This is a genomic window from Lactobacillus helveticus (assembly GCF_046109915.1).
GTDB classification, from domain to species: Bacteria; Bacillota; Bacilli; order Lactobacillales; family Lactobacillaceae; genus Lactobacillus; species Lactobacillus helveticus.
Map to the genome: position 1 here is coordinate 1,989,251 of NZ_CP151471.1, position 25,489 is coordinate 2,014,739.

24 protein-coding genes, 1 pseudogene and 1 riboswitch are annotated in these 25,489 nt (G+C 37.0%); of the genes and pseudogenes, 19 read left to right on the plus strand and 6 right to left on the minus strand.

Annotated elements, in window-relative coordinates:
* Positions 1 to 37 precede the first annotated feature (37 nt).
* From AADV52_RS10140 to mgtA, 3 genes are all read left to right on the plus strand, one after another.
* Complete coding sequence (locus tag AADV52_RS10140; protein WP_014918244.1) at positions 38 to 973, plus strand: AAA family ATPase; 936 nt, start codon at positions 38 to 40, stop codon at positions 971 to 973.
* A gap of 140 nt (positions 974 to 1,113) precedes the next feature.
* A complete protein-coding gene (locus tag AADV52_RS10145; RefSeq protein ID WP_080588342.1) occupies positions 1,114 to 2,115 on the plus strand; it encodes an RNA-guided endonuclease TnpB family protein in 1,002 nt (333 codons plus the stop codon).
* Positions 2,116 to 2,341: 226 nt separating this feature from the next.
* Positions 2,342 to 2,509: riboswitch (M-box (ykoK) riboswitch) on the plus strand.
* A 76-nt stretch (positions 2,510 to 2,585) separates the two neighbouring features.
* Positions 2,586 to 5,264, plus strand: a complete 2,679-nt coding sequence (gene mgtA, locus AADV52_RS10150) for a magnesium-translocating P-type ATPase (protein ID WP_014918246.1) — start codon at positions 2,586 to 2,588, stop codon at positions 5,262 to 5,264.
* Positions 5,265 to 5,328: 64 nt separating this feature from the next.
* Here the strand turns inward: mgtA and AADV52_RS10155 are convergent.
* The 5 genes and pseudogenes from AADV52_RS10155 to AADV52_RS10175 form a co-directional block, all read right to left on the minus strand.
* Positions 5,329 to 5,746, minus strand: a pseudogene (locus AADV52_RS10155) (hypothetical protein).
* A 182-nt stretch (positions 5,747 to 5,928) separates the two neighbouring features.
* The gene (locus AADV52_RS10160; protein ID WP_014918248.1) at positions 5,929 to 6,771 is read right to left on the minus strand and encodes a RhaT/GlcU family sugar-proton symporter; all 843 of its coding nucleotides are present in this window, start codon (positions 6,769 to 6,771) and stop codon (positions 5,929 to 5,931) included.
* A gap of 143 nt (positions 6,772 to 6,914) precedes the next feature.
* On the minus strand, positions 6,915 to 8,264 hold the full coding sequence (gene pepC / locus AADV52_RS10165) for an aminopeptidase C (protein WP_003625856.1): 1,350 nt from the start codon (positions 8,262 to 8,264) through the stop codon (positions 6,915 to 6,917).
* A gap of 310 nt (positions 8,265 to 8,574) precedes the next feature.
* A complete protein-coding gene (locus tag AADV52_RS10170) occupies positions 8,575 to 9,834 on the minus strand; it encodes an RNA-guided endonuclease TnpB family protein (RefSeq protein ID WP_107775328.1) in 1,260 nt (419 codons plus the stop codon).
* 144 nt (positions 9,835 to 9,978) lie between these two features.
* Positions 9,979 to 10,281: a hypothetical protein gene (locus AADV52_RS10175; RefSeq protein ID WP_003625857.1), complete on the minus strand. Its 303-nt coding sequence runs from the start codon at positions 10,279 to 10,281 to the stop codon at positions 9,979 to 9,981.
* A gap of 135 nt (positions 10,282 to 10,416) precedes the next feature.
* Here AADV52_RS10175 and AADV52_RS10180 point away from each other — a divergent pair, with 135 nt between their 5' ends.
* The 9 genes from AADV52_RS10180 (at position 10,417) to AADV52_RS10220 (ending at position 19,204) form a co-directional block, all read left to right on the plus strand.
* Positions 10,417 to 10,968, plus strand: a complete 552-nt coding sequence (locus tag AADV52_RS10180) for a dUTP diphosphatase (protein ID WP_012211405.1) — start codon at positions 10,417 to 10,419, stop codon at positions 10,966 to 10,968.
* Positions 10,968 to 12,344, plus strand: coding sequence for a DNA repair protein RadA (gene radA / locus AADV52_RS10185; RefSeq protein WP_014918250.1), 1,377 nt, complete (start codon positions 10,968 to 10,970; stop codon positions 12,342 to 12,344). The genes AADV52_RS10180 and radA overlap by 1 nt, the downstream gene beginning before the upstream one ends.
* Before the next feature lie 75 nt (positions 12,345 to 12,419).
* The gene (gene gltX, locus AADV52_RS10190) at positions 12,420 to 13,919 is read left to right on the plus strand and encodes a glutamate--tRNA ligase (RefSeq protein ID WP_003625860.1); all 1,500 of its coding nucleotides are present in this window, start codon (positions 12,420 to 12,422) and stop codon (positions 13,917 to 13,919) included.
* A 92-nt stretch (positions 13,920 to 14,011) separates the two neighbouring features.
* Positions 14,012 to 15,442 (plus strand): cysteine--tRNA ligase, encoded by a 1,431-nt coding sequence (gene cysS, locus AADV52_RS10195; protein ID WP_041808634.1) that lies wholly within the window; start codon positions 14,012 to 14,014, stop codon positions 15,440 to 15,442.
* A complete protein-coding gene (locus tag AADV52_RS10200; protein ID WP_014918252.1) occupies positions 15,435 to 15,875 on the plus strand; it encodes a Mini-ribonuclease 3 in 441 nt (146 codons plus the stop codon). Before cysS ends, AADV52_RS10200 begins: the two co-directional genes overlap by 8 nt.
* Positions 15,862 to 16,614 (plus strand): 23S rRNA (guanosine(2251)-2'-O)-methyltransferase RlmB, encoded by a 753-nt coding sequence (gene rlmB / locus AADV52_RS10205; protein ID WP_003625865.1) that lies wholly within the window; start codon positions 15,862 to 15,864, stop codon positions 16,612 to 16,614. Before AADV52_RS10200 ends, rlmB begins: the two co-directional genes overlap by 14 nt.
* 142 nt (positions 16,615 to 16,756) lie before the next feature.
* On the plus strand, positions 16,757 to 17,302 hold the full coding sequence (locus AADV52_RS10210; RefSeq protein ID WP_014918253.1) for a sigma-70 family RNA polymerase sigma factor: 546 nt from the start codon (positions 16,757 to 16,759) through the stop codon (positions 17,300 to 17,302).
* Positions 17,303 to 17,377: 75 nt separating this feature from the next.
* Positions 17,378 to 17,596, plus strand: a complete 219-nt coding sequence (locus AADV52_RS10215) for a hypothetical protein (RefSeq protein ID WP_003549087.1) — start codon at positions 17,378 to 17,380, stop codon at positions 17,594 to 17,596.
* A 111-nt stretch (positions 17,597 to 17,707) separates the two neighbouring features.
* Positions 17,708 to 19,204 (plus strand): gluconokinase, encoded by a 1,497-nt coding sequence (locus AADV52_RS10220; protein ID WP_014918254.1) that lies wholly within the window; start codon positions 17,708 to 17,710, stop codon positions 19,202 to 19,204.
* On the opposite strand, the gene AADV52_RS10225 is transcribed toward AADV52_RS10220, so the two are convergent.
* Positions 19,201 to 20,943, minus strand: coding sequence for a 1-deoxy-D-xylulose-5-phosphate synthase (locus AADV52_RS10225; RefSeq protein ID WP_014918255.1), 1,743 nt, complete (start codon positions 20,941 to 20,943; stop codon positions 19,201 to 19,203). The genes AADV52_RS10220 and AADV52_RS10225 overlap by 4 nt on opposite strands.
* A 188-nt stretch (positions 20,944 to 21,131) precedes the next feature.
* Between AADV52_RS10225 and rpmG the strand changes: the two genes are divergently transcribed.
* The 7 genes from rpmG to pstC all read left to right on the plus strand — a co-directional run bounded on the left by rpmG (position 21,132) and on the right by pstC (position 25,489).
* Positions 21,132 to 21,281 (plus strand): 50S ribosomal protein L33, encoded by a 150-nt coding sequence (rpmG, locus tag AADV52_RS10230; RefSeq protein WP_012211413.1) that lies wholly within the window; start codon positions 21,132 to 21,134, stop codon positions 21,279 to 21,281.
* A 7-nt stretch (positions 21,282 to 21,288) separates the two neighbouring features.
* Positions 21,289 to 21,456 (plus strand): preprotein translocase subunit SecE, encoded by a 168-nt coding sequence (gene secE, locus AADV52_RS10235; RefSeq protein WP_003625881.1) that lies wholly within the window; start codon positions 21,289 to 21,291, stop codon positions 21,454 to 21,456.
* Between the two features lie 107 nt (positions 21,457 to 21,563).
* Positions 21,564 to 22,121: a transcription termination/antitermination protein NusG gene (gene nusG / locus AADV52_RS10240; RefSeq protein ID WP_014918256.1), complete on the plus strand. Its 558-nt coding sequence runs from the start codon at positions 21,564 to 21,566 to the stop codon at positions 22,119 to 22,121.
* Between the two features lie 127 nt (positions 22,122 to 22,248).
* Entirely contained in the window at positions 22,249 to 22,674 is a 426-nt protein-coding gene (gene rplK, locus AADV52_RS10245; protein ID WP_013853556.1) for a 50S ribosomal protein L11, read from the plus strand.
* An 82-nt stretch (positions 22,675 to 22,756) separates the two neighbouring features.
* The gene (rplA, locus tag AADV52_RS10250) at positions 22,757 to 23,449 is read left to right on the plus strand and encodes a 50S ribosomal protein L1 (protein WP_003625887.1); all 693 of its coding nucleotides are present in this window, start codon (positions 22,757 to 22,759) and stop codon (positions 23,447 to 23,449) included.
* Between the two features lie 174 nt (positions 23,450 to 23,623).
* Positions 23,624 to 24,490 (plus strand): phosphate ABC transporter substrate-binding protein, encoded by an 867-nt coding sequence (locus AADV52_RS10255; protein WP_014918257.1) that lies wholly within the window; start codon positions 23,624 to 23,626, stop codon positions 24,488 to 24,490.
* A 3-nt stretch (positions 24,491 to 24,493) separates the two neighbouring features.
* Positions 24,494 to 25,489, plus strand: coding sequence for a phosphate ABC transporter permease subunit PstC (gene pstC / locus AADV52_RS10260; protein ID WP_014918258.1), 996 nt, complete (start codon positions 24,494 to 24,496; stop codon positions 25,487 to 25,489).

The window sequence follows — 25,489 nt, forward strand, 5'->3', positions numbered from 1 at the left end:
ATATGATTTCTAGTATATTTAGTTTGGAGTATTAGGCATGCGTAAATTATTTTTATTACGAGGTGCACCTGGCTCCGGTAAATCTTCTTTTATTGCACGCCATCACTTAATGCCTTATGCGATTAGTCGAGATCAAATAAGGTTATTATTGGCGAATTTGACAGTTTATTATCAAGAGGATGCGGATGTATTACACCAAGTTATTCCGCGGCACGTAACAGTGCGTACTGAGCAAATGGTGGATCACCTTGTAGAACACAAGATGGAACATGGGGAAACCGTAATTGTCGATGGAACGCATATTGTTCCGAGTGCAATTGAACATTTTAAGCCATGGGTAGATAAGTATCATTATGAATGTTTTGTAGTTGATTTTATGCAGCACAATACATTAGAGAATTTGCTTAAACGTAATCAGACGAGAATGCATTATGACTGGGTAAAACCAGAAGTAGTTAAACAAATGTATCGTTCATATGAGGCTCATCCTGAGGTACCTTACTGGGCACACAAGATTATCCCTAATCAAATGGATCACGCTTTGTCCCAGAGAGAAAGTAATTTAGATCGTTATGCACATGTGATTGCAGTTCCAGATCAAGTGGAAGAAGAAGATTTTCCACATGTGCATATCTCTAACTTCTACTTTTCATTCAACGAAAAGTTTACTGAAAAATATGGTACATATCGAAATGTAGTTTCTATTGCAAAAACTGAAGATGAGGCTGTAAAGCAATTCAAGTTACCATACTTTGTATTCAAGTTTCATCATAAGCATTTCTTAATTTCTGCTTACCCAATCAGAAATGAAATGCTTGATCCAATTAGGAAAGTTAAAGGGGTTTGGACGTATTCAACAGGGCTCTACAATGTAGCCGATTTTATTAAGAAGTTTCCAGAAAATTCTAAGCAGCACGTTCGTCAGTTTAACTTAAGCAAGTTAGATCCAACACGGTTATTACATATTTGGTAAAAATGAGTGAGTTTGGAAAAATATTTTTCCAGACTCATTTTTTATTGATTAATTGCCGGAGAAAACACGGGATTTCAATCCCGTGATGAATCCGGCCTTTTTTAGTTTTTTTGCTTGTTCCCCCCTTCTTTCTTAAACATATGTTTGATATAATCTTAAAAAGAAAGGAGGGAACAAATGTGCTGAAAGGGATCAAATTAAGACTCTATCCTAATAGAACACAACAAAACCAGCTTGAGCAGATGTTTGGCAATGATCGTTTTCATTCACGCAAGTATCTGAAAAAGTCTTATACAGGCAAGTCAATCGTAAAAACTGCAGGTAAAAGATATTTAAAGATTCCCAAATTGGGCTATGTCAAAACCAGCAAGACTGGAGTTTTGCAAAACACTAAGGTTAAGCGTTATATGGTCGTACTTGAACCAACGGGCAAGTATTATTTGTCTCTACAAGCTGAAATACCTGAACCAGAGAAGTATAGCTTAACTGACAAACAGGTTGGAATTGATGTTGGCGCAGCTGATTTAGCAATTCTGTCTAATGGGCTAAAATATCCTAGTTTTGACAGTTCTTATTTTGAAAAGAAAGCCAAAGTCTGGCAAAGAAAATATGCTCGTCGCAGACATTTAGCTAAATTATTAGTTTTGCAAGACAGGAATAAAAAGGTGCTTTGTCCTAGAAGCTTAGAAAGCTTCACTAATTGGCAAAAAGCGCAAAAGTCAAAAGCCAGATACCAAGCAAAAATAGCTAATCAGCGCAGAGATTATCTGCATAAACTAACTACGCATTTAGTTAAGCAATATGATGTAATTGCGATTGAAGATTTGAAAACCAAGAATCTTCAGAAAAATCATCATTTGGCTAAGTCAATTGCCAATGCTTCATGGCGAATGTTTAGACAAATGCTAGAATACAAATGCGAATGGTATGGCAAGAAACTAATTGCAGTTGATCCCAAGAATACTTCCAGAATTTGTTCAAAATGTGGCTATAACAGTGGCGCTAAGCCATTAGAGATTCGTGAATGGATTTGCCCTAAGTGTCAAACCAAGCATGATCGAGATATTAATGCGGCAGTTAATATCCTGCATAAAGGAAGTACAAAGCTAAGTGGTCAGGGACTGGCCATGGTAACAAGCTGAGTTCTGTGAGTTAGGCATTTGACTAGTTCAATGTAAGATCCTAAACACTACTCAGTGTTCCCAGAAACCCGGCACTTCAGTGCCGGTGTAGTTCATTTTGGGGTCTGATAATTTTTTAATAGCAGTTATCTAAAAATTATATGAAGAAAAGATAAAGATTTATTAAAAGTACTTGTATATCTGTCCTTGCCCTTTTATGATGAAGTTGTTAATTAAATAGTTAAAGCAAATGAACTGTTAGGTGAGACTCCTACGTAAATATACGCTGACGCCCAGCAACATCCAGAGATGCCGATGGGTTAAACAGGAACTGTCGAATTAAGGCTTTGCCCAGTCAGCTAGTTGAACAGACTTCACGTTACGTAGTGTTAAAACTGAACGACGAGTAGAAATCGCTTGATAACTAAGACCAATGCAGTTTTTGCGTTGGTCTTTTGTTTGTTTGCCGATTTTTTAGGGGAGGGATTAGAATGTTAAAAATTTACTCTAAAGATCGTGTGGTAACAGATGCGACTTTGGCTAAACAGATTGCAGGAGAGGGAAAAAGTGAGGTATTAGATAGATTACATACGTCGGTTGAAGGATTAGAAACTAGTCAGGCAAAAAAACGATTAGAGCGTGATGGATTAAATGAGGTTTCCAATAAAGAGCATCATCCTAAGTTACATTTCTTAGTAGATGCATTTATGACTCCATTTACTGGAGTGTTATTGATTTTAGCAACTTTATCGTTTTTTACTAATTATCTATTAGCAGCACCAGCTGATAAGGATTTGAGTACCGTAATTATTATGTTGACTATGGTATTGATTTCTGGACTAACGAGTTTTATTCAAAATGTAAGAACAAATGATGCTGTAGAAAGTCTTTTAAATATGGTTTCCGTAACTACTAATATTAGACGGGATCAAAAAGACCAAGAATTGCCAACTAAGGAAGTTGTAGTTGGTGACATCATTAATTTAACTGCAGGGGATTTAGTTCCAGCTGATATGCGGTTACTTCGAAGCAAGGATCTATTTTGTTCAGCTAGTTCTTTAAATGGTGAATCTAATCCGGTAGAAAAGATTGCAGATCAAAAACCAAAAGATGATGAAAGTTATCTTGATTATCCTAATATCCTGTACGAGGGTACTAATATTATTTCCGGTTCAGGCATGGGAGTTGTATTTGCGACAGGTGATAAAACCGTTTTTGGTAATCTAGCACGTAGTTTAGCTAAAAATAAGACTAAGGAAACTACTTTTGATATTGGTATTAAAAATATTTCTAAGACCTTATTAACGATGACTGCAGTTATTACGCCATTGGTTTTCTTGATCAATGGGCTAACAAAGGGCGATTGGTTTAATGCCTTAATTTTTGCGATTGCAACTGCTGTAGGTCTAACACCAGAAATGTTACCGGTAATTGTTACCAGTAACTTGGTTAAGGGGTCTGTAGAAATGGCTAAGCATGAAACGATTGTTAAGAGAATGAGTTCAATTCAGAACTTTGGCTCTGCAGATATTTTGTGTACTGATAAGACAGGTACTTTAACTCAAGATAAGGTTGTACTTGAAAGACATTACAATCTAAATCTAGAAGAAAAACCAAAAGTCTTAGGATTATCCTTTTTAAATAGTTACTATCAAACAGGGATGAAAGACTTGATGGATGAGGCCATCATTCATGCTGCCGATGATGAAATAGACACAGTTAAGATTAAACAAGATTATCAAAAAATTGATGAAATTCCTTTTGATTTTAAACGTCGGCGGATGAGTGTAGTTGTTAAAAATAAGAAAAATGAGCATCTATTAGTAACTAAGGGTGCTGCGGAAGAAATGTTGGCATGTTCTAATAGAGTAGAAAAGGATGGGGAGATCAAACCGTTAGATGAAGCGCAGCGAAAAGAGATTTTAGACAAGATTGATGAAATGAATCGTGATGGTCTTAGAGTTATTTTGCTTGCTTACAAGAAAAATCCAGCTCCTGTTGGTGAATTTAGTGTAGCCGATGAAAAAGAATTGATTCTCGCCGGATTTTTAGCATTCCTTGATCCACCAAAGGATAGTGCTAAGGAGGCATTGGATGCTTTAAAACAAGATGGAATTACAGTTAAGATTCTGACTGGTGATAATGAAGCTGTAACGAGAAATGTTGGTGCGCAAGTAGGTCTGAATATTGATAAAGTATACCAAGGTAAAGAACTTGAAAATAAAACTACAGCTGAATTAAAGAAGATAGTGCAAGAATGCGATGTTTTCGTTAAGCTATCACCACAGCAAAAGGCCAAGATTATTAAAGTATTGAGAGAAGATGGGCACACCGTAGCTTACATGGGTGATGGTATTAATGATGCTCCAGCTATGAAGGCTGCCGATGTTTCAATTTCTGTGGACACGGCTGTGGATATCGCTAAAAAATCTGCAGATATTATTTTGCTTCATAAAGATTTACGAATCTTGGAAAGAGCAGTTCAAATTGGTCGACAAGTATTTGGTAATGCAATGAAGTATATCAAGATTACACTTTCATCTAATTTTGGTAATATTTTATCAATTTTAGTAGCATCTTCATTTTTACCATTTTTGCCAATGTTGCCAATTCAATTACTAATTCTCGATTTGATGTACGGAACCAGTTGTTTATCAATTCCATTTGATACAATGAATCGTCATTATCTTTCAGAACCAAGAAAGTGGAGTACTAAGAAGTTGCCTAAGTTTATGTTCTACTTTGGTCCAACTTCATCGATTTTTGATATTTTGACTTTTGCAATTCTATTTTTTGTAGTTTGTCCACAAGTTGTGGGTACCAGTTATGCAGGAGCAACAGCTTCACAAAAATTATTGTTTAGTCTTGTCTTTAGTGCTGGTTGGTTTATTGAATCTCTTTGGACACAAGAAATGGTGATCCATGCTTTAAGAGATCCAAGAGTACCTTTTATTAAGCAACATGCAACGGCAATTGTTACTTGGTCAACCATTAGCATGGCAGCAATCGGAACAGCTTTACCGTTTATTAATCCAATTGCAAGTGCAATGAAGTTTGGTCCGATTCCGGTATACTTCTTGGCAATCGTATTTGTTTTATTAGTTTTATATATTGCCTTAACTACTGTAGTTAAAAAGTGGTACATGAAATCTGAGAAATACTTGATATAACAAAAAAGACACAGTCGGTAAGATTTGCTTACCTAGCTGTGCCTTTTTTATTTTACTGAATAAATTATTCTAATTTACCAGCTTTGGCTAAAACTTCCTTAGCCTTTTCAAGTGAGTGGTGTTCTTCACGATAACGTTTAATATCAGTATCACTTAATCTATCAAGCTTTTCATCAAGTTCCTTGAATTCTTTTTCAAGATCCTTAATAACGCCTTATTCATCCTCTACATAAACATATTCGTTTTCATCAGCTTTAGCGTCAATCTTGGCGTCATATTCACCGACTTTTCTAGCATGCTTTAAAATGGACTTAATGTCCTTAATAGTTTCATGTTGTGCAGTACGGTGACGACGGTCAGGAACTGAATCTTCGATTCTAGCTAAGTGACTTTCAGCGTTCACTAATCTTCTTAGAAAATCTGTCTAAAGCTTTCAATTGTCTCTTTGAATAATCTGTCTGTCTCTTTGAATAATCTGTCATGTTTATTACCTCCTAGGTAAATGATCATCTCTAATAAATAGGCTTTCACTGTATGTTTCATTTTTGGATAAAGCAAGAATATGCACTTGGAATTTTTTAAACATTATAAGATTGAGAATACTGGCAGGAAATGAAGAAAAGACTTCAGAATAAATCTGAAGTCTTTCATTAATTTTTAGTATTCATTGAATAGCAGCACCAATGATAATTAAGATTAGGCCAACAAAGGTTGCAATTAATTCGGATTTAGTCTTATTTTCACCGATAAAGAAAATACCGCCTAAAGTAGAAATTATTACGCAAAGTTGACTGTAAATAAAAGCAGTAATAACGCCGTTTAATTGAGCTGAAAAGATATATGCGAATGCGGCGATCCCAAATGAAAAACCGGAAAAGATATTAAGCCAGGTAGCTTTTTCTTTTAATACCTTGGTTTGGCGAGATACTAACAAAAAGATAATACTACCAATAAAGATACCAATCATTTGTGGTAAAAATAGGGTCTGTGCATCGGCTGTAATAGCTTTGGGAAATGATGAATAAATCCAATAACCAATTGATGTGAAGAGCAATAGAATAATATCTCTCATTTTGAGTTTGGCGCTTTTATCTTTGCTGATGGCGGTCAAACTAACACCAACGATAATTAAGATTAAAGCTAAAGTACCAATTAAATATTGAGAGCTGCTAGTCCATTCTCCAAAAATTATTGCCCCAATTAAAGTATTACCGATCAGTTGAAAACCTGTTGATAATGGCATCGTTTTACTGATACCGATATTTCTCATTGAAATGAATTGACCAGATTGTCCAAGTGCACAAAACATTCCAGAAATTAGTGATAACGAAAAACTTGTAATGTTGGAACTGGTTGGATGAATGATAGCTGTAATAATACCGATTATTAATGCCCCAGTTCCTAACCCCATTAACTCATTAGCAGGATGACTATTTTTAATTTTGCCAGCAATAAGTGAAAAAATTCCCCAACCAAGTGCTGGAATTAAAGCAATAAGTATATTCATAAATTAACTACCTTATTTTTTGTAAGTACTTACATAATATTAAAATAAATCTAAATTGCTAGCAAATTTTTTGCCTTTTCATGAAAAAGACTAGAAGTGTCAAACATTCCTAGTCTTTTAATTATGTGGAATAAATCTAATTATTAATACTTAAATGCTAAAGCACCCATTGGATCCCATGGCAATAATTGAATAGGATTATCCTTGCCTTCGTCGTAAGCCTTCTTAAGATCTTCTGGCAAAATATCTTTGTTAATAACTGCTTGGTAAACAAATGAGTCAAACCATGAATCACTCATTACGAAGTAGCCTTTAAAGCCTGGCTTTTCACCCCATGAGTTTTCAATCTTCCACTTAGTTGGTTTGCCATCAACGATGTCAACACCAGTAATAACCATTGCGTGGTCCATCATGCTTTCGCCTGAGTCAAGCTTATCAGCCTTAGACATTGAGAAGTCAACGTCAAATAATTGATCACGGCGGTAAAGATTGGTGTCAAGAAGTCCAGCGCGACGTTCAGAATCCTTAACAACGTTTGAACCAAACCATACAACTTCGCCGCTCTTTAATTGCTTGATGATCAAATCCTTCATTTCATCAACCTTTAAGTTTAAGTGACGAACTTGACGACCACCTTCAACGTTACCTAAGTATTCAACTGAGAATACCTTGTGGAAAGGCTTGTCGCTAGTTGGGGCATTGATAGTTGAAATATGGTTGGCTAAATCCATACCAACATATTTGTCAAAGAATTCCTTAGGCGTAATGTCCTTGTCGATGTGGTAGTTGTGATCATCGTCACGGTATTCGAAGTTAAATTTCTTTGGTGGAACACCAAGTGAAATTGCAAGAACACGGAAGACATCATTTAACATTTCTTCCTTGCGAGCTTGTACTTCGTCTTCTGATTTGCCAGCATTAACAAGTCTGCGTAATTCAAGACCATCTTTGCGAAGCAAGGTGTTTAAAGTATCATTTAATGCACTTGAGTTGGTTGCATTAGCAGTTTCTGGGTAAACGCTCTTTGGTACGATACCGTATTTTTCGATAATACCGCAAAGCATATCCCATTGACCACCATCTTGTTGTGGTGTTGCAAACAAGAATGAAACCTTACGATCGCCTAAATCTTTGTCAGCAGTCGCAATCACGTTTTCGAAGAACCAGTTAGATTTTTCAAATTTATCCCAGAAGTTAGTGTAGTTTTGAGATAATTCGAAGTCCTGTAACTTAAACTTCTTTTGTAATGGGTGGCGCATAGTGTTTAAAGCACTAAACATCCAGCAACGACCTGATTGCTTTTGATTAGCTGGCTTACCAGTATCAATTTCAATTGAGAAAATTGGGTCTAAGTCGATCTTAGTTTGTAAGTTTTGACTTGCTTTGTAAATACCGTTTTCTTGTGCTGCGTGACTTGCAACATTGAAAACAGGATGATTGTTTAAATCATTTTCAAATTTTGCAATGGTATCGTTATTAATTTCTTTTGCCATTAAAAATCCTCCTTTAATGTATACCTTCTCATTCTATATTTTAGCTGATAAAAAGGAAGTGGTCTATCTCTAGATGAATATATCTAGAGAATATATTTTGATAAGCTAAAGATAGCGAGATGAAGGGAGAAATTATGACTGAAAAAAAGACAAAGAAGTACACAAAATAATGAAACTAAATTAGTAGAGCAACAAACAATTTGAAATGGCTACAATGAACTACACCGGCACTAAAGTGCCGGGTTTCTGGGAACACTGAGTAGTGTTTAGGATCTTACATTGAACTAGTCAAATACCTAACTCACAGAACTCAGCTTGTTACCATGGCCAGTCCCTGACCACTTAGCTTTGTACTTCCTTTATGCAAGATATTAATTGCCGCATTAATATCTCGATCATGCTTGGTTTGACACTTAGGGCAAATCCATTCACGAATCTCTAATGGCTTAGCGCCACTGTTATAGCCACATTTTGAACAAATTCTGGAAGTGTTCTTGGGATCAACTGCAATTAGTTTCTTGCCATACCATTCGCATTTGTATTCTAGCATTTGTCTAAACATTCGCCATGAAGCATTGGCAATTGACTTAGCCAAATGATGATTTTTCTGAAGATTCTTGGTTTTCAAATCTTCAATCGCAATTACATCATATTGCTTAACTAAATGCGTAGTTAGTTTATGCAGATAATCTCTGCGCTGATTAGCTGCTTTAGCTTGGTATTTGGCTTTTGACTTTTGCGCTTTTTGCCAATTAGTAAAGCTTTCTAAGCTTCTAGGACAAAGCACCCTTTTATTCTTATTTTGTAAAACTAGTAATTTAACTAAATGTCTGCGACGAGCATATTTTCTTTGCCAGACTTTGGCTTTCTTTTCAAAATAAGAACTGTCAAAACTAGGATATTTTAGCCCATTAGACAGAATTGCTAAATCAGCTACGCCAACATCAATTCCAACCTGTTTGTCAGTTAAGCTGTACTTCTCTGGTTCAGATATTTCAGCTTGTAGAGACAAATAATATTTTCCTGTTGGTTCAAGCAGAACAGTGTAGCGCTTAATCTTAGTGTTTTGCAAAACTCCAGTCTTGCTGGTTTTGACATAGCCTAATTTAGGAATCTGCAAGTACCTTTTACCTGCAGTTTTTATGATTGACTTGCCTGTATAAGACTTTTTCAGATACTTGCGTGAATGAAAACGAGGCTTGCCAATTTGACCAGTTTTATCTTGAAAGAAGTTCTTCCAAGATTGAGTTAGGAATTCATTAACTACCTGCAAGCTTGAAGAATCGCTGTTTTTCAAAAAAGGATATTCTTTTTTAAGCGGCTTAAGCAGATAATTCAGCTTGAACTTGCCTAAAAAAGGCAAAGCTTTATTATTCTGATAGCGCTCATTCATCATGGCCAGCATTTGATTCCAAACAAAGCGATCATTGCCAAACATCTGCTCAAGCTGGTTTTGTTGTGTTCTATTAGGATAGAGTCTTAATTTGATCCCTTTTAGCACATTTGTTCCCTCCTTTCTTTTTAAGATTATATCAAACATATGTTTAAGAAAGAAGGGGGGAACAAGCAAAAAAACTAAAAAAGGCCGGATTCATCACGGGATTAAAATCCCGTGTTTTCTTCGGCAATTAATCAATAAAATAGATTTTAAATTGCCTGATAGAGCAAAATACAATCAATTATAAAGAAAATAAAAGTCCACAAACATGGGCTTTTATTTTGCGTAGGGACGATGATACCAAATCTTGTGGAATTCGGGATGCTTTTCAAAGTAGTCGATAACTATTGGATCAAGTGGCCAGATAGGATAGTCGGATTCTTGAGCAACGGATAATGCAGTTGGCATTTCTTTTGCTAAAGCTGCTTCTAGATTAGAATTAGGATTAATGAAGAAATGATTCATCACCCAAACGGTGCCGTCATTTCTTTTTATTTTGTCCATTGTCCAACTACTGGTTAAAACATTGTTGTCATCATGATCTTCAAAGGACAGATGGGATTTATTAATATCAAACATAAAATTTCACCTTTTAAAAGAAAAATCGTTCTTTTTTTGCGTAATAAATAATAGAGAGCTAAATATTTTTTGTTTACTCAAAACATTGTAGAATATATATCTGTCATATGAAAAGTAATAAATGGAGTTATCGAAATGAAAACACGCGGATTTGAAGTAGTAAAGAAATATCAGGATAAAGGGATTAATTTACCACGACGCCAAACTATAGCTAGTGCAGGCTACGATATTGAAGCAGCTGAGGATATTACTATCCCTAGCATTTGGCGGTTAGATTTTGTTAGAATTTTTCGTTTAATTCGTAATGGTCATCAGTTGTATCAACGTGATTTTGAGATGGCCGATAAAATTTTAAAGCCAATTTTAGTACCAACTGGTTTGAAAGTTTATATGCCAGAAGATGAGGTGTTAATTTTGGCAAATCGCTCATCCAATACTTTTAAAAGACACTTGTCTTTACCAAATGGCATTGGAGTCATTGACGCTGATTATTACAATAATCCCAATAATGAGGGTGAGTTATTTGTTCAAATGCTAAATTATGGCGTTTGTCCGCTGCACATTCATAAAGGTGAACGAATTGCACAAGGTATTTTTATGAAATATTTGAAAACCGATGACGATAATCCGATTAGTCGTGAACGATTAAGTGGTTTTGGTTCAACGAATGAAAAGGAAGATGATTAATGGCTAGAGTAAAAACGCAATATAAATGTCGTTCCTGTGGTTATATTTCAGCTAGTTACTTGGGTCGTTGTCCTAACTGCGGTGCATGGAATCAATTTGAAAAAGAAACTGAAGAAGTACAGAAAAGATCTACTAAAGCAACGGCAAGCCGTTTAATTCAAAAAACAGGTCTTAATGAACCTGTTCATTTGGATAAAATCAAGGCTGAAAAAGAAGAACGAATTCCTACTAAGTCCGAAGAATTAAATCGTGTATTAGGTGGCGGGATCGTTCCTGGATCCCTCGTCTTAATTGGTGGGGACCCTGGTATTGGTAAGTCAACTTTAATGTTGCATATTATGAGTGATCTGGCAGAAAAATATAAAGTGCTTTATGTTTCAGGAGAAGAGTCAGCTAATCAAATCAAGCTGAGGGCAGATCGGCTTGGAGTTGGTCAAAGCAACATGCTTTTATATCCAGAAACAGATATGCATGATATTCGTGAGCAGATCAATGATGTTAAGCCTGATTTTGTCGTTATTGATTCTATTCAAACGATGAATGAACCTAGTCTTGATTCAATGACTGGTTCTGCTTCACAAGTACGTGAGGTAACAAGTGAATTGATGAAGATTGCTAAGATGGATGCAATTACTGTTTTTGTTATTGGACACGTGACTAAAGAAGGTGCGATTGCTGGCCCCAAAATTTTGGAACACATGGTGGATACTGTCCTTTATTTTGAGGGGGATGAACACCACACGTACCGGATTTTGCATTCCGTAAAAAATCGTTTTGGTGCTGCTAACGAAATCGGCATGTTTGAAATGGAAAATGAAGGCTTACGTGAAGTAACCAATCCATCTTCGATTTTCCTTGATCAAAGATTACCTAATTCAACTGGGTCAGCCGTAGTAGTTTCACTTGAAGGAACGCGGCCACTTTTGGCAGAAATTCAAGCATTAGTAACGCCAACTGCATTTGGCTATGCCAAACGAACTACTTCAGGAATTAGTTTTAATAAAGCTTCACTATTATTAGCGGTTCTTGAAAAACGCGGCAATTTAATGCTTCAAAATCAGGATGTTTATTTAACGGCTACTGGCGGTATTAAATTAAATGAACCTGCAATCGATCTAGCTATTGCTATGTCAGTAGCATCAAGCTACACCGATAAAGAAATCTCACCGACTGATTGTTTTGTAGGGGAAGTGGGATTAACCGGTGAAGTTCGCAGCGTTGATAAAATCGAAGCTAGAGTAAAGGAAGCTGCCAAGGTAGGTTTTAAACGTATTTTTATTCCTAAGCACAATATGTATCAAAGTCTAACGGAAAATGGCATTGAAGTAATTCCAGTTGCCAGCATTCCACAGGCATTAGAATTAGTTTTTGGCTAGCACAGATTGAATTCTTCCTATATAACGAGTAAACTAAAATTGTTTGAATTTACTATTTTGAAAGAGGCATGAATTTTGGCTAAAGAAAAAATCCGTGTAAGATATGCACCAAGTCCAACTGGTCACTTGCACATTGGTAACGCACGTACTGCACTTTTTAACTATTTATTCGCCCGTCACAACAAGGGTACTATGGTATTGAGAATTGAAGATACCGACCAAAAACGTAACGTTAAGGGCGGTTCCAAGTCTCAGATGGAAAACCTTCACTGGTTGGGTATTGACTGGGATGAAGGTCCAGATAAGGGCGGAGACTACGGTCCATACCGTCAATCAGAAAGAAAAGAAATTTACCAAAAGTATATTGATCAATTGATCGATGAAGGTAAGGCATACTACTCATACAAGACTGAAGAAGAACTTGAAGCACAACGTGAAGAACAACGTGCTATGGGTGTTGCACCTCACTATACTTATGAATATGAAGGCATGACTGCTGATGAAATCAAGCAAGCTCAAGATGAAGCTAAGGCTAAGGGCTTGAAGCCAGTTGTTCGTATTCATATTCCAGAAATGGAAACCTACTCATGGGATGATATCGTTAAGGGTCACCTTGAATTCGAATCAGACACCATCGGTGGCGACTTCGTTATTCAAAAGCGTGATGGTATGCCAACTTACAACTTTGCCGTTGTAATTGATGACCACTTGATGAAGATCACTCACGTACTTCGTGGTGATGACCACGTTTCAAACACACCTAAGCAATTAGTTGTTTATGAAGCACTTGGTTGGGAACCACCTAAGTTTGGTCACATGACTTTGATTATCAACTCAGAAACTGGTAAGAAGCTTTCTAAGCGTGATGAATCAGTTCTTCAATTTATTGAACAATATCGTGACCTTGGTTACTTGCCAGAAGCTATGTTTAACTTCATTACTCTTCTTGGTTGGTCACCAAAAGGTGAAAACGAAATCTTTAACAAGCGTGAATTCATCAAGCAATTTGATCCAGCTCGTTTATCTAAGTCACCTGCTGCATTTGACCAAAAGAAGCTTGAATGGATTAACAACCAATACATCAAGAAGGCCGACCGTGATACCTTGCTTGACCTTGCTTTGAACAACTTGCAAGAAGCAGGCTTAGTTGATGAACACCCAACTCCAGAAAAGATGGAATGGATTCGTCAATTGGTTAACATTTACTCAATACAAATGTCATACACTAAGCAAATCGTTGACATGGCTAAGATCTTCTTTGAAGAAGCAAAAGATCTTTCAGATGAAGAAATCGAAGAAATCAAAAACGATGATGGTCGTGGCGTAATTGAAGAATTCAAGAAGCAATTAGACCTTATTCCAAGATTTACTTCAGTTCAAATCATGAATGCTATTCAAGCTACTCGTAAAGCAACTGGTGTTAAGGGCAGAAAGCTCTTTATGCCAATCAGAATTGCTACTACTCGTTCAATGGTGGGCCCTGGTATTGGTGAAGCTATGGAACTTTTAGGCAAGAAGCGTGTGGTTGAACACATTGATTTGACCTTAAAGCAAATGAGCGAAAATAATCTTTAATTTTATATTGAGCAGAAAAAGAAGCTGCAGATAACTGCAACTTCTTTTTTCTTCTGCTAAAATGAGGATAGCTATTTTTACAGAAGGGATAAGTGTTAGCCGTGAAAGTATATAATACACTGACGCGTAAAAAAGAAGAGTTTAAACCATTAGTTCCAGGCCAAATTAGCATGTATGTCTGTGGACCTACTGTGTATAACTATATTCACATCGGAAATGCTCGTAGCTCGATTGCTTTTGATACTATCAGACGTTATTTAGAGTACAAGGGCTATAAGGTTAAGTATGTTTCTAACTTTACTGATGTTGATGACAAGATGATTAATGAAGCCCATGCTGAAGAGACCACGGTTCCTAAGTTAGCCGAAAAGTTTATTAATGCGTTTTTAGAGGATACAACTGCTTTAAATATTGAACCGGCAACACTGCATCCCCGTGCTACTCATGAAATTAAAGAGATTATTGCCTTTGTTCAAACTTTGATTGATAAGGGCTATGCCTATGAAAGTCACGGTGATGTTTACTATCGTGCTAAAAAATTCAAGCATTATGGTGAACTGAGTGATCAAAATATTGAACGCCTTGAAGAAGGTGCATCAGAGCACATTAATGATGAAGAACAAAATCGTAAAGAAGACCCAATCGATTTTGCTCTTTGGAAAGCTCAAAAAGAACCTGATGAAATTGCTTGGGATTCACCTTGGGGCAAAGGCCGTCCAGGCTGGCACATTGAATGTTCTGTCATGTCTACCAAGTATTTGGGTGATACAATCGATATTCATGGTGGTGGTCAAGACTTAGAATTCCCTCACCATGAAAATGAGATTGCTCAAAGTGAAGCCAAGACTGGTAAGAAATTTGTTAATTACTGGCTCCACAATGGTTTTGTCACTGTGGGCAAGGATCAAGAAAAAATGTCTAAGTCATTGCACAACTTTGTAACAGTGCACGATATTTTGAAAGAAGTTGATCCGCAAGTTTTACGTTTCTTCATGGCAAGCGTACAATATCGTCGTCAGATCAATTACTCTGCAGAAAACCTGCAACAAGCAGCTACTATTTTGGATAGATTTAAAAATACTCTGGTTAATATCAATTACCGTCTTGAAGACGATACGCCAAGTAAAGATTCAGATGAATTGGCAAAAGCTATTGCTAAAACAAATGAAAAATTTGAAGTAGCAATGGATGACGACTTCAATGTGCAAAATGCTTTAACTGCTATTTATGATTTATTGCCAATAGTTAATGCCAATGCTAATGCAGAAAAAGCTGATAAAAAGTCATTGAAGCTTTTCAAAGACAAACTTTCCGCATGGTTATTGGTATTTGGAATTGACACTGAAAAACTCTGCAGTCAAAGTGCTGGCTCAAATGATAAAATTGATCAATTAGTAAAAAAACGTGATGAAGCACGTAAGAAAAAGGACTGGGCAACTAGTGATCAGATCCGTGATCAATTAAAAGAAATGGGTATCACTATTCAAGATACTCCACAAGGAACAAGGTGGACTCGTGACTAAAATTAAGAAATTGACGGAAGAAGTAAATCCTGATACTCTAAATGGACAAACGCTTGCCTATCTAGGGGATGCAGTTTATGAAGTGATTATTCGGCGCCATTTAGTCAAAGGTGGAATTGTTAAACCCCAAGTTTTGCAGCGAGAAGCTACTCATTATGTTTCCGCTAAGGCTCAAGCTGGCTTAGTTACTAAAATGCAAGATGAAGAACGACTAACGGAAGAGGAATTGACAGCTTTTCGCCGCGGCCGAAATGCCAAAAGTCATACTAAGGCTAAAAATACTAGTTTGAAGACATATCAATTATCGACTGGGTTTGAAGCCATGATTGGTTATCTTGATTTGTTGAATAAAAATGAACGCGTTCAAGAAATAACTGAGTGGTGTATTAACACAGTAGAAGAGGATGGATTAAAAGATTATGACTTCAAGTAAAGATTTTGTTTTTGGTCGTCATGCTGGTCTTGATTATTTAAAAACGCAAAGTGCTGATAAAATCAATAAAGTTTTTTTACAACATGGTATTCAGGAAGATTTTGCTAATCAGGTTTATGCCATTTGTAAAAAGAAACGTTTAGTAATTCAAAATGTGCCTAAAAATAAGCTTGATCGTTTAGTTGATGGTGGTAATCACCAAGGCTTGGTCTTGGCTATTTCTAGTTTTGAATATGCTGATTTAAGTAAATTGTTGGATCAATTTGATGATGAAGGCAAAGAACCATTTTTATTAATGCTTGATTCTATTGAAGATCCACACAATTTAGGTTCAATTTTGCGTTCGGCTGATGCTACTGGAGTTGACGGTATTATTATTCCTAAACGCCATGCAACAGGGTTGACCTCAGTTGTAGCGAAGACTTCAACTGGTGCAATCGATTATGTGCCAGTTGCTCGCGTTAACAATTTGGTACAAACTACCAAAGAATTAAAGAAGCGTGGCTATTGGATATTTGGTACTGATATGGCTGGTACCGATTATCGTGAATGGAATGCAAAAGGAAAGACCGTTTTAGTAATTGGCAACGAAGGTAAGGGAATTGCACCATTACTCAAAAAGCAAATGGATCAAACAATCACTTTGCCAATGATCGGTCATGTACAATCTTTAAATGCTAGTGTAGCAACCGGGGTTTTACTTTACCAAGCTTACAATAGCAGGCAGCCATTGCATTAATTGAATAGGGATGGACAAAGGAATAGCTTTGTCCGTCTTTTTTTATACAGAAAAATAGATATGTAGTGATAAACATCTGTTTTCTTCTCAGCCTCTGAGGACGCCAGGTATTCTCAACGAAGAAAAGTTGAGGAGAAATAAAATGCATGCTAAAGAGAAGAAGCTAATTAAGCAGGTCAAAAAGGGAGATGACACAGCCTTAGAGGAGTTATTTGCTTTATATCAACCTTTGGTTAATAAGGTATTGAAGGGATATTATTTACGACACTATGATCAAAAAGATTGGCAACAAGAGGCGATGATTATCTGTTATGAAGCTGCGATGGTTTATTCAGAGCGTAAGGGAAATTTTGCTGGTTTATATAAGGCAAAGCTGACTAATCATGCTCGAACTTTAGTCCGTTATCACACTGCATTAAGGCGGCGAACGTATAACAATTCAATTTCTTTAGAAAGAATTAATTTACAGGGTATTAATGAACCTAAACGCTCTGAACTCGCGATCCCGATCAATGATACCTATAATAATTTTGTTAAAAGCTTGTCACGACTTGAATTAATTGCCTTATTAACAATATTGGGCGAGATGAGTGTTGAGTACGTAATTGATCAGTTGAATATTGGAGCTACTCAGTTATTGCGAGCACGATCCAGAACAATTCAAAAGATGAGGAATGTTCTTTTTTAGTATGTCTATTTGTAGCTGATCAAAAGAAAGTGCGGTATAATACTAGATGTAGAATATTTTAGGAGGTAATTTAAGATGGCAGACGAAATTATTAAGACTGCATTGTTAGACCGTCACATGAAGGAAGCTTTTGACTGGAGTGATTCAGATATGCCAGTTAGAGATGCCCTTTGGGACTACTTTATGGAAAAGAATGGTAGAGATACCATGAAGACGGAAGAAGATATGCTTCCATTTTTGAAAGACTCAGATGAAAAAATCGAAGCCTTCGTTAACGAAAATCTTAAGAAGTAAATCCGACTAAAAACAATGTTCTACGCACCGTGGTCACGTATGTTTGACCACCAAGACAGCTGCTCTCCGGCAGCTGTTTTTTTGTTGCAAAAATGAGTAAGGAATAGATTTATGAAATATATAATTGGCATGGATATTGGAACAACGGCAGCCAAAGGGGTGCTGTATGACTTAAATGGACAGATGATTATATCTGCAAGTCGAGGTTATCCATTAATTCAAAGAAAATTGGGACAGGCAGAAGAGGATCCACAGGTAATTTTGGATGCTGTGCAAAAGATTATTTTTAAATTAGCTGAAAAAGTACAGGGAGAAGTCGCTGCTATTTCATGGTCGAGTCAAATGCACAGTTTAATTGGACTAGGAAAAAACTATGAGATTTTAACTAATAGCATTACCTGGGCAGATAATCGCTGCACCAATATAGTTGAAGAAGCCAAGAAGAATGGATTAGCGCAGAAAATTTATCACACAACAGGGATGCCGATCCATCCGATGGCTCCGATCTATAAGTTAATGTGGTTGAAGCAGAGTAATCCTAATCTTTTTCACCAGGTACAAAAATGGATTGGAATCAAGGAATATATAATATTTCGTTTGACTGGCAAAATTATGATAGATACAACAATGGCGGCTGGTACGGGGATGCTTAATCTGAAGACATTATCTTGGGATCAGGATCTGTTGCAAAAAGCTGGAATTGCTGCAGATCAATTGCCTGACTTAGCTAGTCCAACAGAAATTGTAGGTTCAGTTAGTACGGAATATGTGCAAAAACTGGGGATAAGTGCAGATACTAAAATCGTTTTAGGAGCGAGCGATGGCTATTTATCTACAATCGGCGTAGACGCTGTGGATGAAAATCATTTTGCTTTGAATGTTGGTACTTCTGGCGCGATCCGAACTATTTCACCCCAAGCACAAGTGGATCAAGATGCGCGCTATTTTTGTTATTCAGCAAGTAAAAGGCAATTCTTACTGGGCGGTCCAGTTAATAATGGCGGTATTGTCTTGGATTGGGCAAGACGAACTCTAACTCTATTAAATGAAAAGGCAACCGTAAAAGATTTTTTGCGATTAGCTAAAAGTGCACAAGTTGGCAGCAATGGCTTGATCTTTTTGCCATATTTGGGAGGAGAGCGAGCTCCAATCTGGGATGCCAATGCTCGCGGTTCTTTTGTTGGCTTAACTCGGCAGCATACTAAAGCTGACATGGCACGAGCAGTGATCGAAGGAATTATTTTTAATCTTTATGATGCAGCAACAGGATTAATTGAGAGCACAAAAAAGCCAGCTGCGATTAATGCAACTGGCGGATTTATGCAAAGTGATCTTATCAGACAAACGTGTGCCGATATTTTTGATGTGCCAATTGTCACGATGAAGGAGCAACAAAGTGGCTCCCTTGCTGCTATGTTTTTAGCAAGGCAGGCACTAGGATTAAATAAAAATGTTGATGAAATAGGTCGGTTTATTGAAAAAGGCAAAGTTTATTATCCTAATCAAAAAGAAGCAGCCATTTATCAAAAACTGTTTCCACTTTATCGTGAAATTAAGAATGATTTAGCTGCTTCTTATCAAAAATTTAGGGATATTAATACTATTTAAGCGTTCTTTACATCTTCAACTATTTGCTCAACCGTCAAGCGATTATCCTTCAAGATATCCTTTAATGGGGTTTGGTCAGTGTAGACTCTCTTTTGACCATAGTTCAAAACTTTGACATCTTGGTCACCTAAGTATGAAGCTACTTTTTCTCCAAAACCACCATCTAAAACATTGTCTTCAATAGTGATAATGACTTTATTTTCTTTAGCTAATTTATCCAAGGCATCTTTGTCTAAGATATTGGCTGAAACTGGGTTAACTAAAGTGGCGCCAAGTTCATGAGCTACCTTTTCACCAAGCATGGCATACATATCGCCTAAGGCGAGAACAGCCACATCTTTGCCAGGTTTAATTTGGTATTTAATTTTGCTGTAGTCTGCTTGTGCATCTCCATTTTCAGGGACAGCCTTAGTTGGCATCTTAATTGCTGCGGGATGCTTTCTTTGCTTAATAGCCCATTTCATCATTGCTTTTTCTTCGGCTAAATTAGTAGGAGCTAAGTAAATCCAGTTAGGCAAGTTAGAAATCATTACTTGGTCAAAAATACCAAGGTGAGTTTTACTCGTGCCAGAGATTCCGCCACCAGCAACCATCATAACAACAGTCAAATCATTAGCTGCGACATCATGTGATAATTGGTCAAATGCACGTTGCAAGAAAGTGGAGTTTTCAAATAAAACTGGAACTGCACCTTCTTTAGCAGCACCCGCGGCAAAGGCAACGGATTCTTGTTCGGCAATACCAACGTCTGTGTAGTGGTCTGGATATTTATTTTTAATTTTATCTAAACCGAATACGCCAGGAATAGCGGCGTTAATCGCCATTAAGTTGGTACCTTTTTCGATTTCTTCGCTAACTACATCTAAGGCAACGGAGTTAGCAGTTGGTGCACTACTTGCAGGTGCTAATGGCTTATCAGTCTTTAAATCGAATGGCATTACCCAGTGGTGAGCTTCTTCTTGATCAATTGCTGGCTTATAGCCTTTGCCTTTTAAAGTATTGATGTGTAAAAGAATAGGGTGATCAACATCCTTAACTGCTTTAAAGGCTTCAATCATTGATTTAATATCGTTACCATCAGCAACATAACGGTAGTCAAAGCCCATTGCAGTAAATGGATTTTCCTTAGTTTCGCCATTTGAATCACGAAGCTTCTTCAAAGCAGTGACTAAACCACCAACGTTTTCATCGATGGACATTTGATTATCGTTGACTACAACGACTAAGTTATGCTTTTCGATAGCGGCGTTGTTCAAGCCTTCATAAGCAAGCCCACCAGTCATTGAGCCATCACCAATCAAAGCCATGATGCTTTCGTGACCACCCATTAAATCTCTAGCTTTAGCCATCCCAGTTGCTAAGGCAATTGAAGTAGAGGTGTGACCAACAGCGTAATAATCATATGGACTTTCGTCAGGATTGCTGTATGGCGTAACATCTTCATAATGATCAGGATCAAGCCAAGCAAGGGCACGTCCTGTTAACATCTTATGTGGATAAGTTTGGTGAGATACATCCCAAACAATCTTGTCTTTTGGAGCGTCGAAAACATAGTGATATGCAATAGTAGCTTCAACGATTCCAAGATCAGGACCTAAGTGACCACCTTCAGCGGCATCTTTTTCTAAGATCAAGGTTCTAATTTCTTGTGCTAATTGTTCCATTTCAGGAATAGATAATTTCTTTAAGTCTTGCGGACCAGAAATTTTATTTAATAAATATTCTGGATGTTTGTTCATAAATAGTAGTCCTTTCCTTAACTCGTTATACTTATTATAGATAAGTAATAGAATGATTTGAAATATTAAGTTGCTATGGATTAGGATAGATTTTAGTTATTGGTATTTAGAATATTGACGTAATTGTGTTTGACAGTATAAAATACTCATAAGTATGTGTTTTTACGTAAAAGTTTGGAAGTGAGATTATGGCAGTGAAAAAAGCAGCTTTAGCCTGTAGCGTATGCGGGTCACGCAACTACTCAATCACCGCAAGTAAGAATCGCACTAAGCGACTTGAACTGAAGAAGTTCTGCAAGCATTGCGGTAAAATGACTTTACACAAGGAAACGAGGTAAAAGGTTAATGATTAAGTTCTTTAAGAGCGTTGCCCACGAAATGAAATTGGTTACTTGGCCAACTGCAAAGCAAAATAGACATGATACTATGACTGTTATTACAAGTTCAATTTTGTTTGCGGCATATTTGGGTGCACTTGACTGGCTCTTTAGCTGGTTAACTCAAAAGATGTAGTAATCAATGAGAATAGAAATTCTTATTAGTTCATGTTATAATAAACAATAGCTAGAAAAACCTCTGTGGGAGGTTTTTTTGTTTACCCAAAAATAAGGAGAAGAATTATGGTCGAAACTGCAAAAAAGCAATGGTACGTTTTACACACTTATTCTGGCTATGAAGATAAGGTTAAGTCAGACTTGCTTTCTCGTGCTCAAAGTATGGGGATGCAAGATTACATTTTCCGCGTAATGGTTCCTGAAGAAGAAAAGGTTGAAACTGTCCGCGGTAAGAAGCAAGAAGTTGAAGAAAAGATTTTCCCAGGTTACGTTTTAGTTGAAATGGTAATGACTGATGAAAGTTGGTTCATCGTAAGAAACACTCCTAACGTAACTGGCTTTGTTGGTTCACACGGTGGTGGTTCTAAGCCTTCACCACTTCTTCCTGAAGAAGTAGATCGTCTTCTTAAGAACCAAGGCCAACCTGCTAAGCAGGCAACTGAAAACTTTGAAATTGGTGAAGCAGTAACTATTACTGAGGGTGCATTTAACGGCATGGTTGGTAAGATTACTGATATTCAACCTGATAAGTACAAATTATACGTTTCAGTTGATATGTTTGGTCGTGCTACTACAGCTGAACTTGATTATGATCAAGTTAAAAAGTTGGATGTAAACGAATAACTATAAATTTTAGTTGTAATTGCAGCTAAACGATGTTATTCTAATACGGTACATTTATTGTTGTGGGAGGAGAAAAAAGAAAAATTCTCCATTTTAACCGCATCACGGAATCAAGGAGGTTTTGACCGTGGCAAAAAAAGTTATTAACGTAGTTAAGTTACAAATCCCAGCTGGTGCTGCTACCCCAGCACCTCCAGTTGGTCCTGCTTTGGGTCAAGCTGGTATTAACATTGTAGGTTTTACTAAGGACTTCAATGCTAGAACTGCTGACCAAAAGGGCATGATTATCCCTGTAGTTATTACAGTATATGAAGATCGTTCATTCGAATTCATTACTAAGACTCCACCAGCACCAGTGCTTTTAAAGCAAGCTGCTAAGATCAAGAAGGCTTCTGGCGAACCTAACACCAAGAAAGTTGGTAAGGTAACCAAGGACCAAGTTAAGGAAATTGCTGAGACTAAGATGAAAGACCTTAATGCTGCTGATATTGAAGCTGCTATGCGCATGGTTGAAGGTACCGCTAGAAGTATGGGTATCGAAGTCGAAGACTAATCCTGTTAATTTTATTTAGTTAACACTTTAGGTGGGAGAGTGAGAGAAGCTCGTTTGACCACATATACAAGGAGGAAATCACATGCCAAAGCATGGTAAGAAATATTTAGATGCTGCCAAGAAGGTAGACTCAAATAAATTATACTCAGTAGCAGAAGCTATGAAACTTGTTAAGGAAACCTCATACGCTAACTTCGACGCTACAGTTGATGTAGCTTACAACTTGAGCGTAGATCCTAAGCAAGCAGACCAACAAATCCGTGGTTCACTTGTTTTACCAAATGGTACTGGTAAGACTCAAACCGTTGTAGTATTTGCTGAAGGCCCACAAGCTGATCAAGCTAAGGCTGCAGGTGCTGACTTTGTTGGTTCAGATGATTTAGTACAAAAGATCCAAGACGGTTGGTTGGACTTTGACGTTGTAGTTGCAACCCCAATGATGATGGCTAAGGTAGGTCGTTTAGGTCGTATCCTTGGACCTAAGGGCTTAATGCCAAACCCTAAGACTGGTACTGTAACTATGGATATCGAAAAGGCTGTTAAGAACGTTAAGGCAGGTCAAGTAGAATACCGTGTTGACCGTCAAGCAGCTATTCATACTCCAATTGGTAAGGTTTCATTCACTGAAGATCAATTAGTTGAAAACTTTGATGCTTTACGTGACGTTATCTTACGTGCTCGTCCAGCTTCAGCTAAGGGTCAATACATCAAGAGTGTTGCTGTTTCTGCAACCTTTGGCCCTGGTATCAAGCTTGATCCATTAAACTTGGACTAATTTAAAATTGATTAATAAAAAGTCTCGCTTTTGCGAGGCTTTTTATGTGCTTAAGAAAAACTTAACCTAATTATGGCTTAAGAAGCCATGGACATAATTGACCTGGCATTTTTTAACATGGTATCATAAATTGTCTATATGAAATCGTATTCTGTTTACTTAAGGAAAATGTTAATGAAAAAACATTCTATTGGAAAAATATTTGTTTTAGTGCTGCTGATGTTAGCCTTTGTGACAGGCTGTGCTAAGGATAATTCTAAGATTACAATTGTTGGCTCTAGTGCATTGCAGCTTCTAGCAGAACAGGCTGGTAATGATTATCGTTTGACCCATCCAAGTAGCAATATTGTTGTTCAAGGTGGTGGATCGGGTACTGGATTAAGTCAAGTACAAGCTGGTGCAGTTCAGATTGGAACCTCTGATGTTTTTGCGGAGACAAAAAAAGGAATCGATGCAAAAAAGCTTAAAGATTACAAAGTTGCAGTTGTTGGCATTGTACCAATTGTAAATAAAGGCGTCGGTGTTAAGGATGTCTCTATGAAACAACTCCGTCAGATTTTTACCGGTAAGCTAACTAACTGGAAACAACTTGGTGGAAAAAACATTCCGATTACTGTAATTAATCGTTCTAAAGGCAGTGGTACTAGGGATTCTTTTGAAGATATTGTTCTACATAATCAAAAAGCTATTAAATCACAAGAGCAAGATTCAAATGGTGCGGTTAAGAAAATCGTTGATTCGACGCCGGGAACGATTAGCTACATATCTTTTCCATATGCTAATGGTAATAATATTCAAAAACTTAGTATTGATGGCGTGAAGCCAACTAATAAGAACATTACTACTAACAAGTGGCAATTATGGGCTTATCAGCATATGTACACTAAGGGTGAACCAGATAAAAAGACTAAGACTTTCATTAAATACATGTTAGGTAAAAAAGTACAACATGATCTTGTACCTAAGATCGGTTATTTGAGTATTGATGAAATGAAGGTAACCCGAGACAGTAATAATCGAGTTATTAAAGTAGGAAAATAATTTATGAACGATAAAGATAAATTAAAAGAAGTGGTTGACCAGGCGATAGCTGATCAACAGGTCCCACACGTTAAATTGAAAAAGATGGGTCCGAATAATGTTGATATTGAAAAATTAACTAAACCCTCGAAAGAAACGCGTCAAGAATATTGGGGCAAAGGATTAACTTACTTGGCTATCGGTTTAATCATTGTATTGGTTGTATCAATCATTGGCTTTGTAGGTTATCACGGACTTGAAACTTTTATTGATAACCATGTAAATGTCTTTCATTTCTTGACCTCAACTGATTGGGATCCTGGTGAAGGGAAGAATCATGTGGGAGCTGCAGTAATGATTGTTACCTCATTTGCAGTAACGCTTTTGGCAGCCTTGGTAGCTACGCCATTTGCTGTCGCTATTGCACTATACATGACAGAATATTCATCTAAAAAGGGAGCTTCATTTTTACAATCAGTTACAGAATTGTTAGTAGGTATTCCATCAGTTGTTTATGGTTTCTTAGGTTTAACTATCATTATTCCAGTGATTAGAACATTGTTCGGTGGAACAGGTTTTGGTATTTTAGCTGCAACCTTAGTTTTATTTGTTATGGTTTTGCCTACTATTACATCCTTAACTGTAGATAGTCTAAAAGCCGTGCCTAGTCATTTCAGAAAGGCATCAATGGCATTAGGAGCAACTCACTGGCAAACCATTTATCGTGTGGTTTTGCGTGTAGCTACTCCTAGAATTTTAACAGCAGTAATTTTTGGTATGGCTAGAGCCTTTGGTGAAGCGTTAGCCGTACAAATGGTTATTGGTAATGCGGTTCTTATGCCATACAACTTGGTTAGTCCATCCGCAACATTGACTAGTCAATTAACCAGTCAAATGGGAAATACCGTAATGGGTACATTGCCTAACAATGCATTGTGGTCATTAGCCTTATTGCTTTTGATTATGTCATTAGTATTTAACTTTTTAGTTAAATTAATTGGAAAGAGAGGCCAGAAATAA

What these genes read in the sequence shown, in the direction of transcription:
- AADV52_RS10225 (WP_014918255.1), bottom strand. Translation starts at nt 20,943, where the DNA reads ATGAACAAACATCCAGAATATTTATTAAATAAAATTTCTGGTCCGCAA.
- pepC (WP_003625856.1), bottom strand. Translation starts at nt 8,264, where the DNA reads ATGGCAAAAGAAATTAATAACGATACCATTGCAAAATTTGAAAATGAT.
- AADV52_RS10180 (WP_012211405.1), top strand. Translation starts at nt 10,417, where the DNA reads ATGAAAACACGCGGATTTGAAGTAGTAAAGAAATATCAGGATAAAGGG.
- mgtA (WP_014918246.1), top strand. Translation starts at nt 2,586, where the DNA reads ATGTTAAAAATTTACTCTAAAGATCGTGTGGTAACAGATGCGACTTTG.
- AADV52_RS10210 (WP_014918253.1), top strand. Translation starts at nt 16,757, where the DNA reads ATGCATGCTAAAGAGAAGAAGCTAATTAAGCAGGTCAAAAAGGGAGAT.
- rpmG (WP_012211413.1), top strand. Translation starts at nt 21,132, where the DNA reads ATGGCAGTGAAAAAAGCAGCTTTAGCCTGTAGCGTATGCGGGTCACGC.
- AADV52_RS10215 (WP_003549087.1), top strand. Translation starts at nt 17,378, where the DNA reads ATGGCAGACGAAATTATTAAGACTGCATTGTTAGACCGTCACATGAAG.
- AADV52_RS10175 (WP_003625857.1), bottom strand. Translation starts at nt 10,281, where the DNA reads ATGTTTGATATTAATAAATCCCATCTGTCCTTTGAAGATCATGATGAC.
- secE (WP_003625881.1), top strand. Translation starts at nt 21,289, where the DNA reads ATGATTAAGTTCTTTAAGAGCGTTGCCCACGAAATGAAATTGGTTACT.
- AADV52_RS10160 (WP_014918248.1), bottom strand. Translation starts at nt 6,771, where the DNA reads ATGAATATACTTATTGCTTTAATTCCAGCACTTGGTTGGGGAATTTTT.
- rplA (WP_003625887.1), top strand. Translation starts at nt 22,757, where the DNA reads ATGCCAAAGCATGGTAAGAAATATTTAGATGCTGCCAAGAAGGTAGAC.
- AADV52_RS10140 (WP_014918244.1), top strand. Translation starts at nt 38, where the DNA reads ATGCGTAAATTATTTTTATTACGAGGTGCACCTGGCTCCGGTAAATCT.
- AADV52_RS10145 (WP_080588342.1), top strand. Translation starts at nt 1,114, where the DNA reads ATGTTTGATATAATCTTAAAAAGAAAGGAGGGAACAAATGTGCTGAAA.
- AADV52_RS10255 (WP_014918257.1), top strand. Translation starts at nt 23,624, where the DNA reads ATGAAAAAACATTCTATTGGAAAAATATTTGTTTTAGTGCTGCTGATG.
- AADV52_RS10220 (WP_014918254.1), top strand. Translation starts at nt 17,708, where the DNA reads ATGAAATATATAATTGGCATGGATATTGGAACAACGGCAGCCAAAGGG.
- rlmB (WP_003625865.1), top strand. Translation starts at nt 15,862, where the DNA reads ATGACTTCAAGTAAAGATTTTGTTTTTGGTCGTCATGCTGGTCTTGAT.
- radA (WP_014918250.1), top strand. Translation starts at nt 10,968, where the DNA reads ATGGCTAGAGTAAAAACGCAATATAAATGTCGTTCCTGTGGTTATATT.
- nusG (WP_014918256.1), top strand. Translation starts at nt 21,564, where the DNA reads ATGGTCGAAACTGCAAAAAAGCAATGGTACGTTTTACACACTTATTCT.
- pstC (WP_014918258.1), top strand. Translation starts at nt 24,494, where the DNA reads ATGAACGATAAAGATAAATTAAAAGAAGTGGTTGACCAGGCGATAGCT.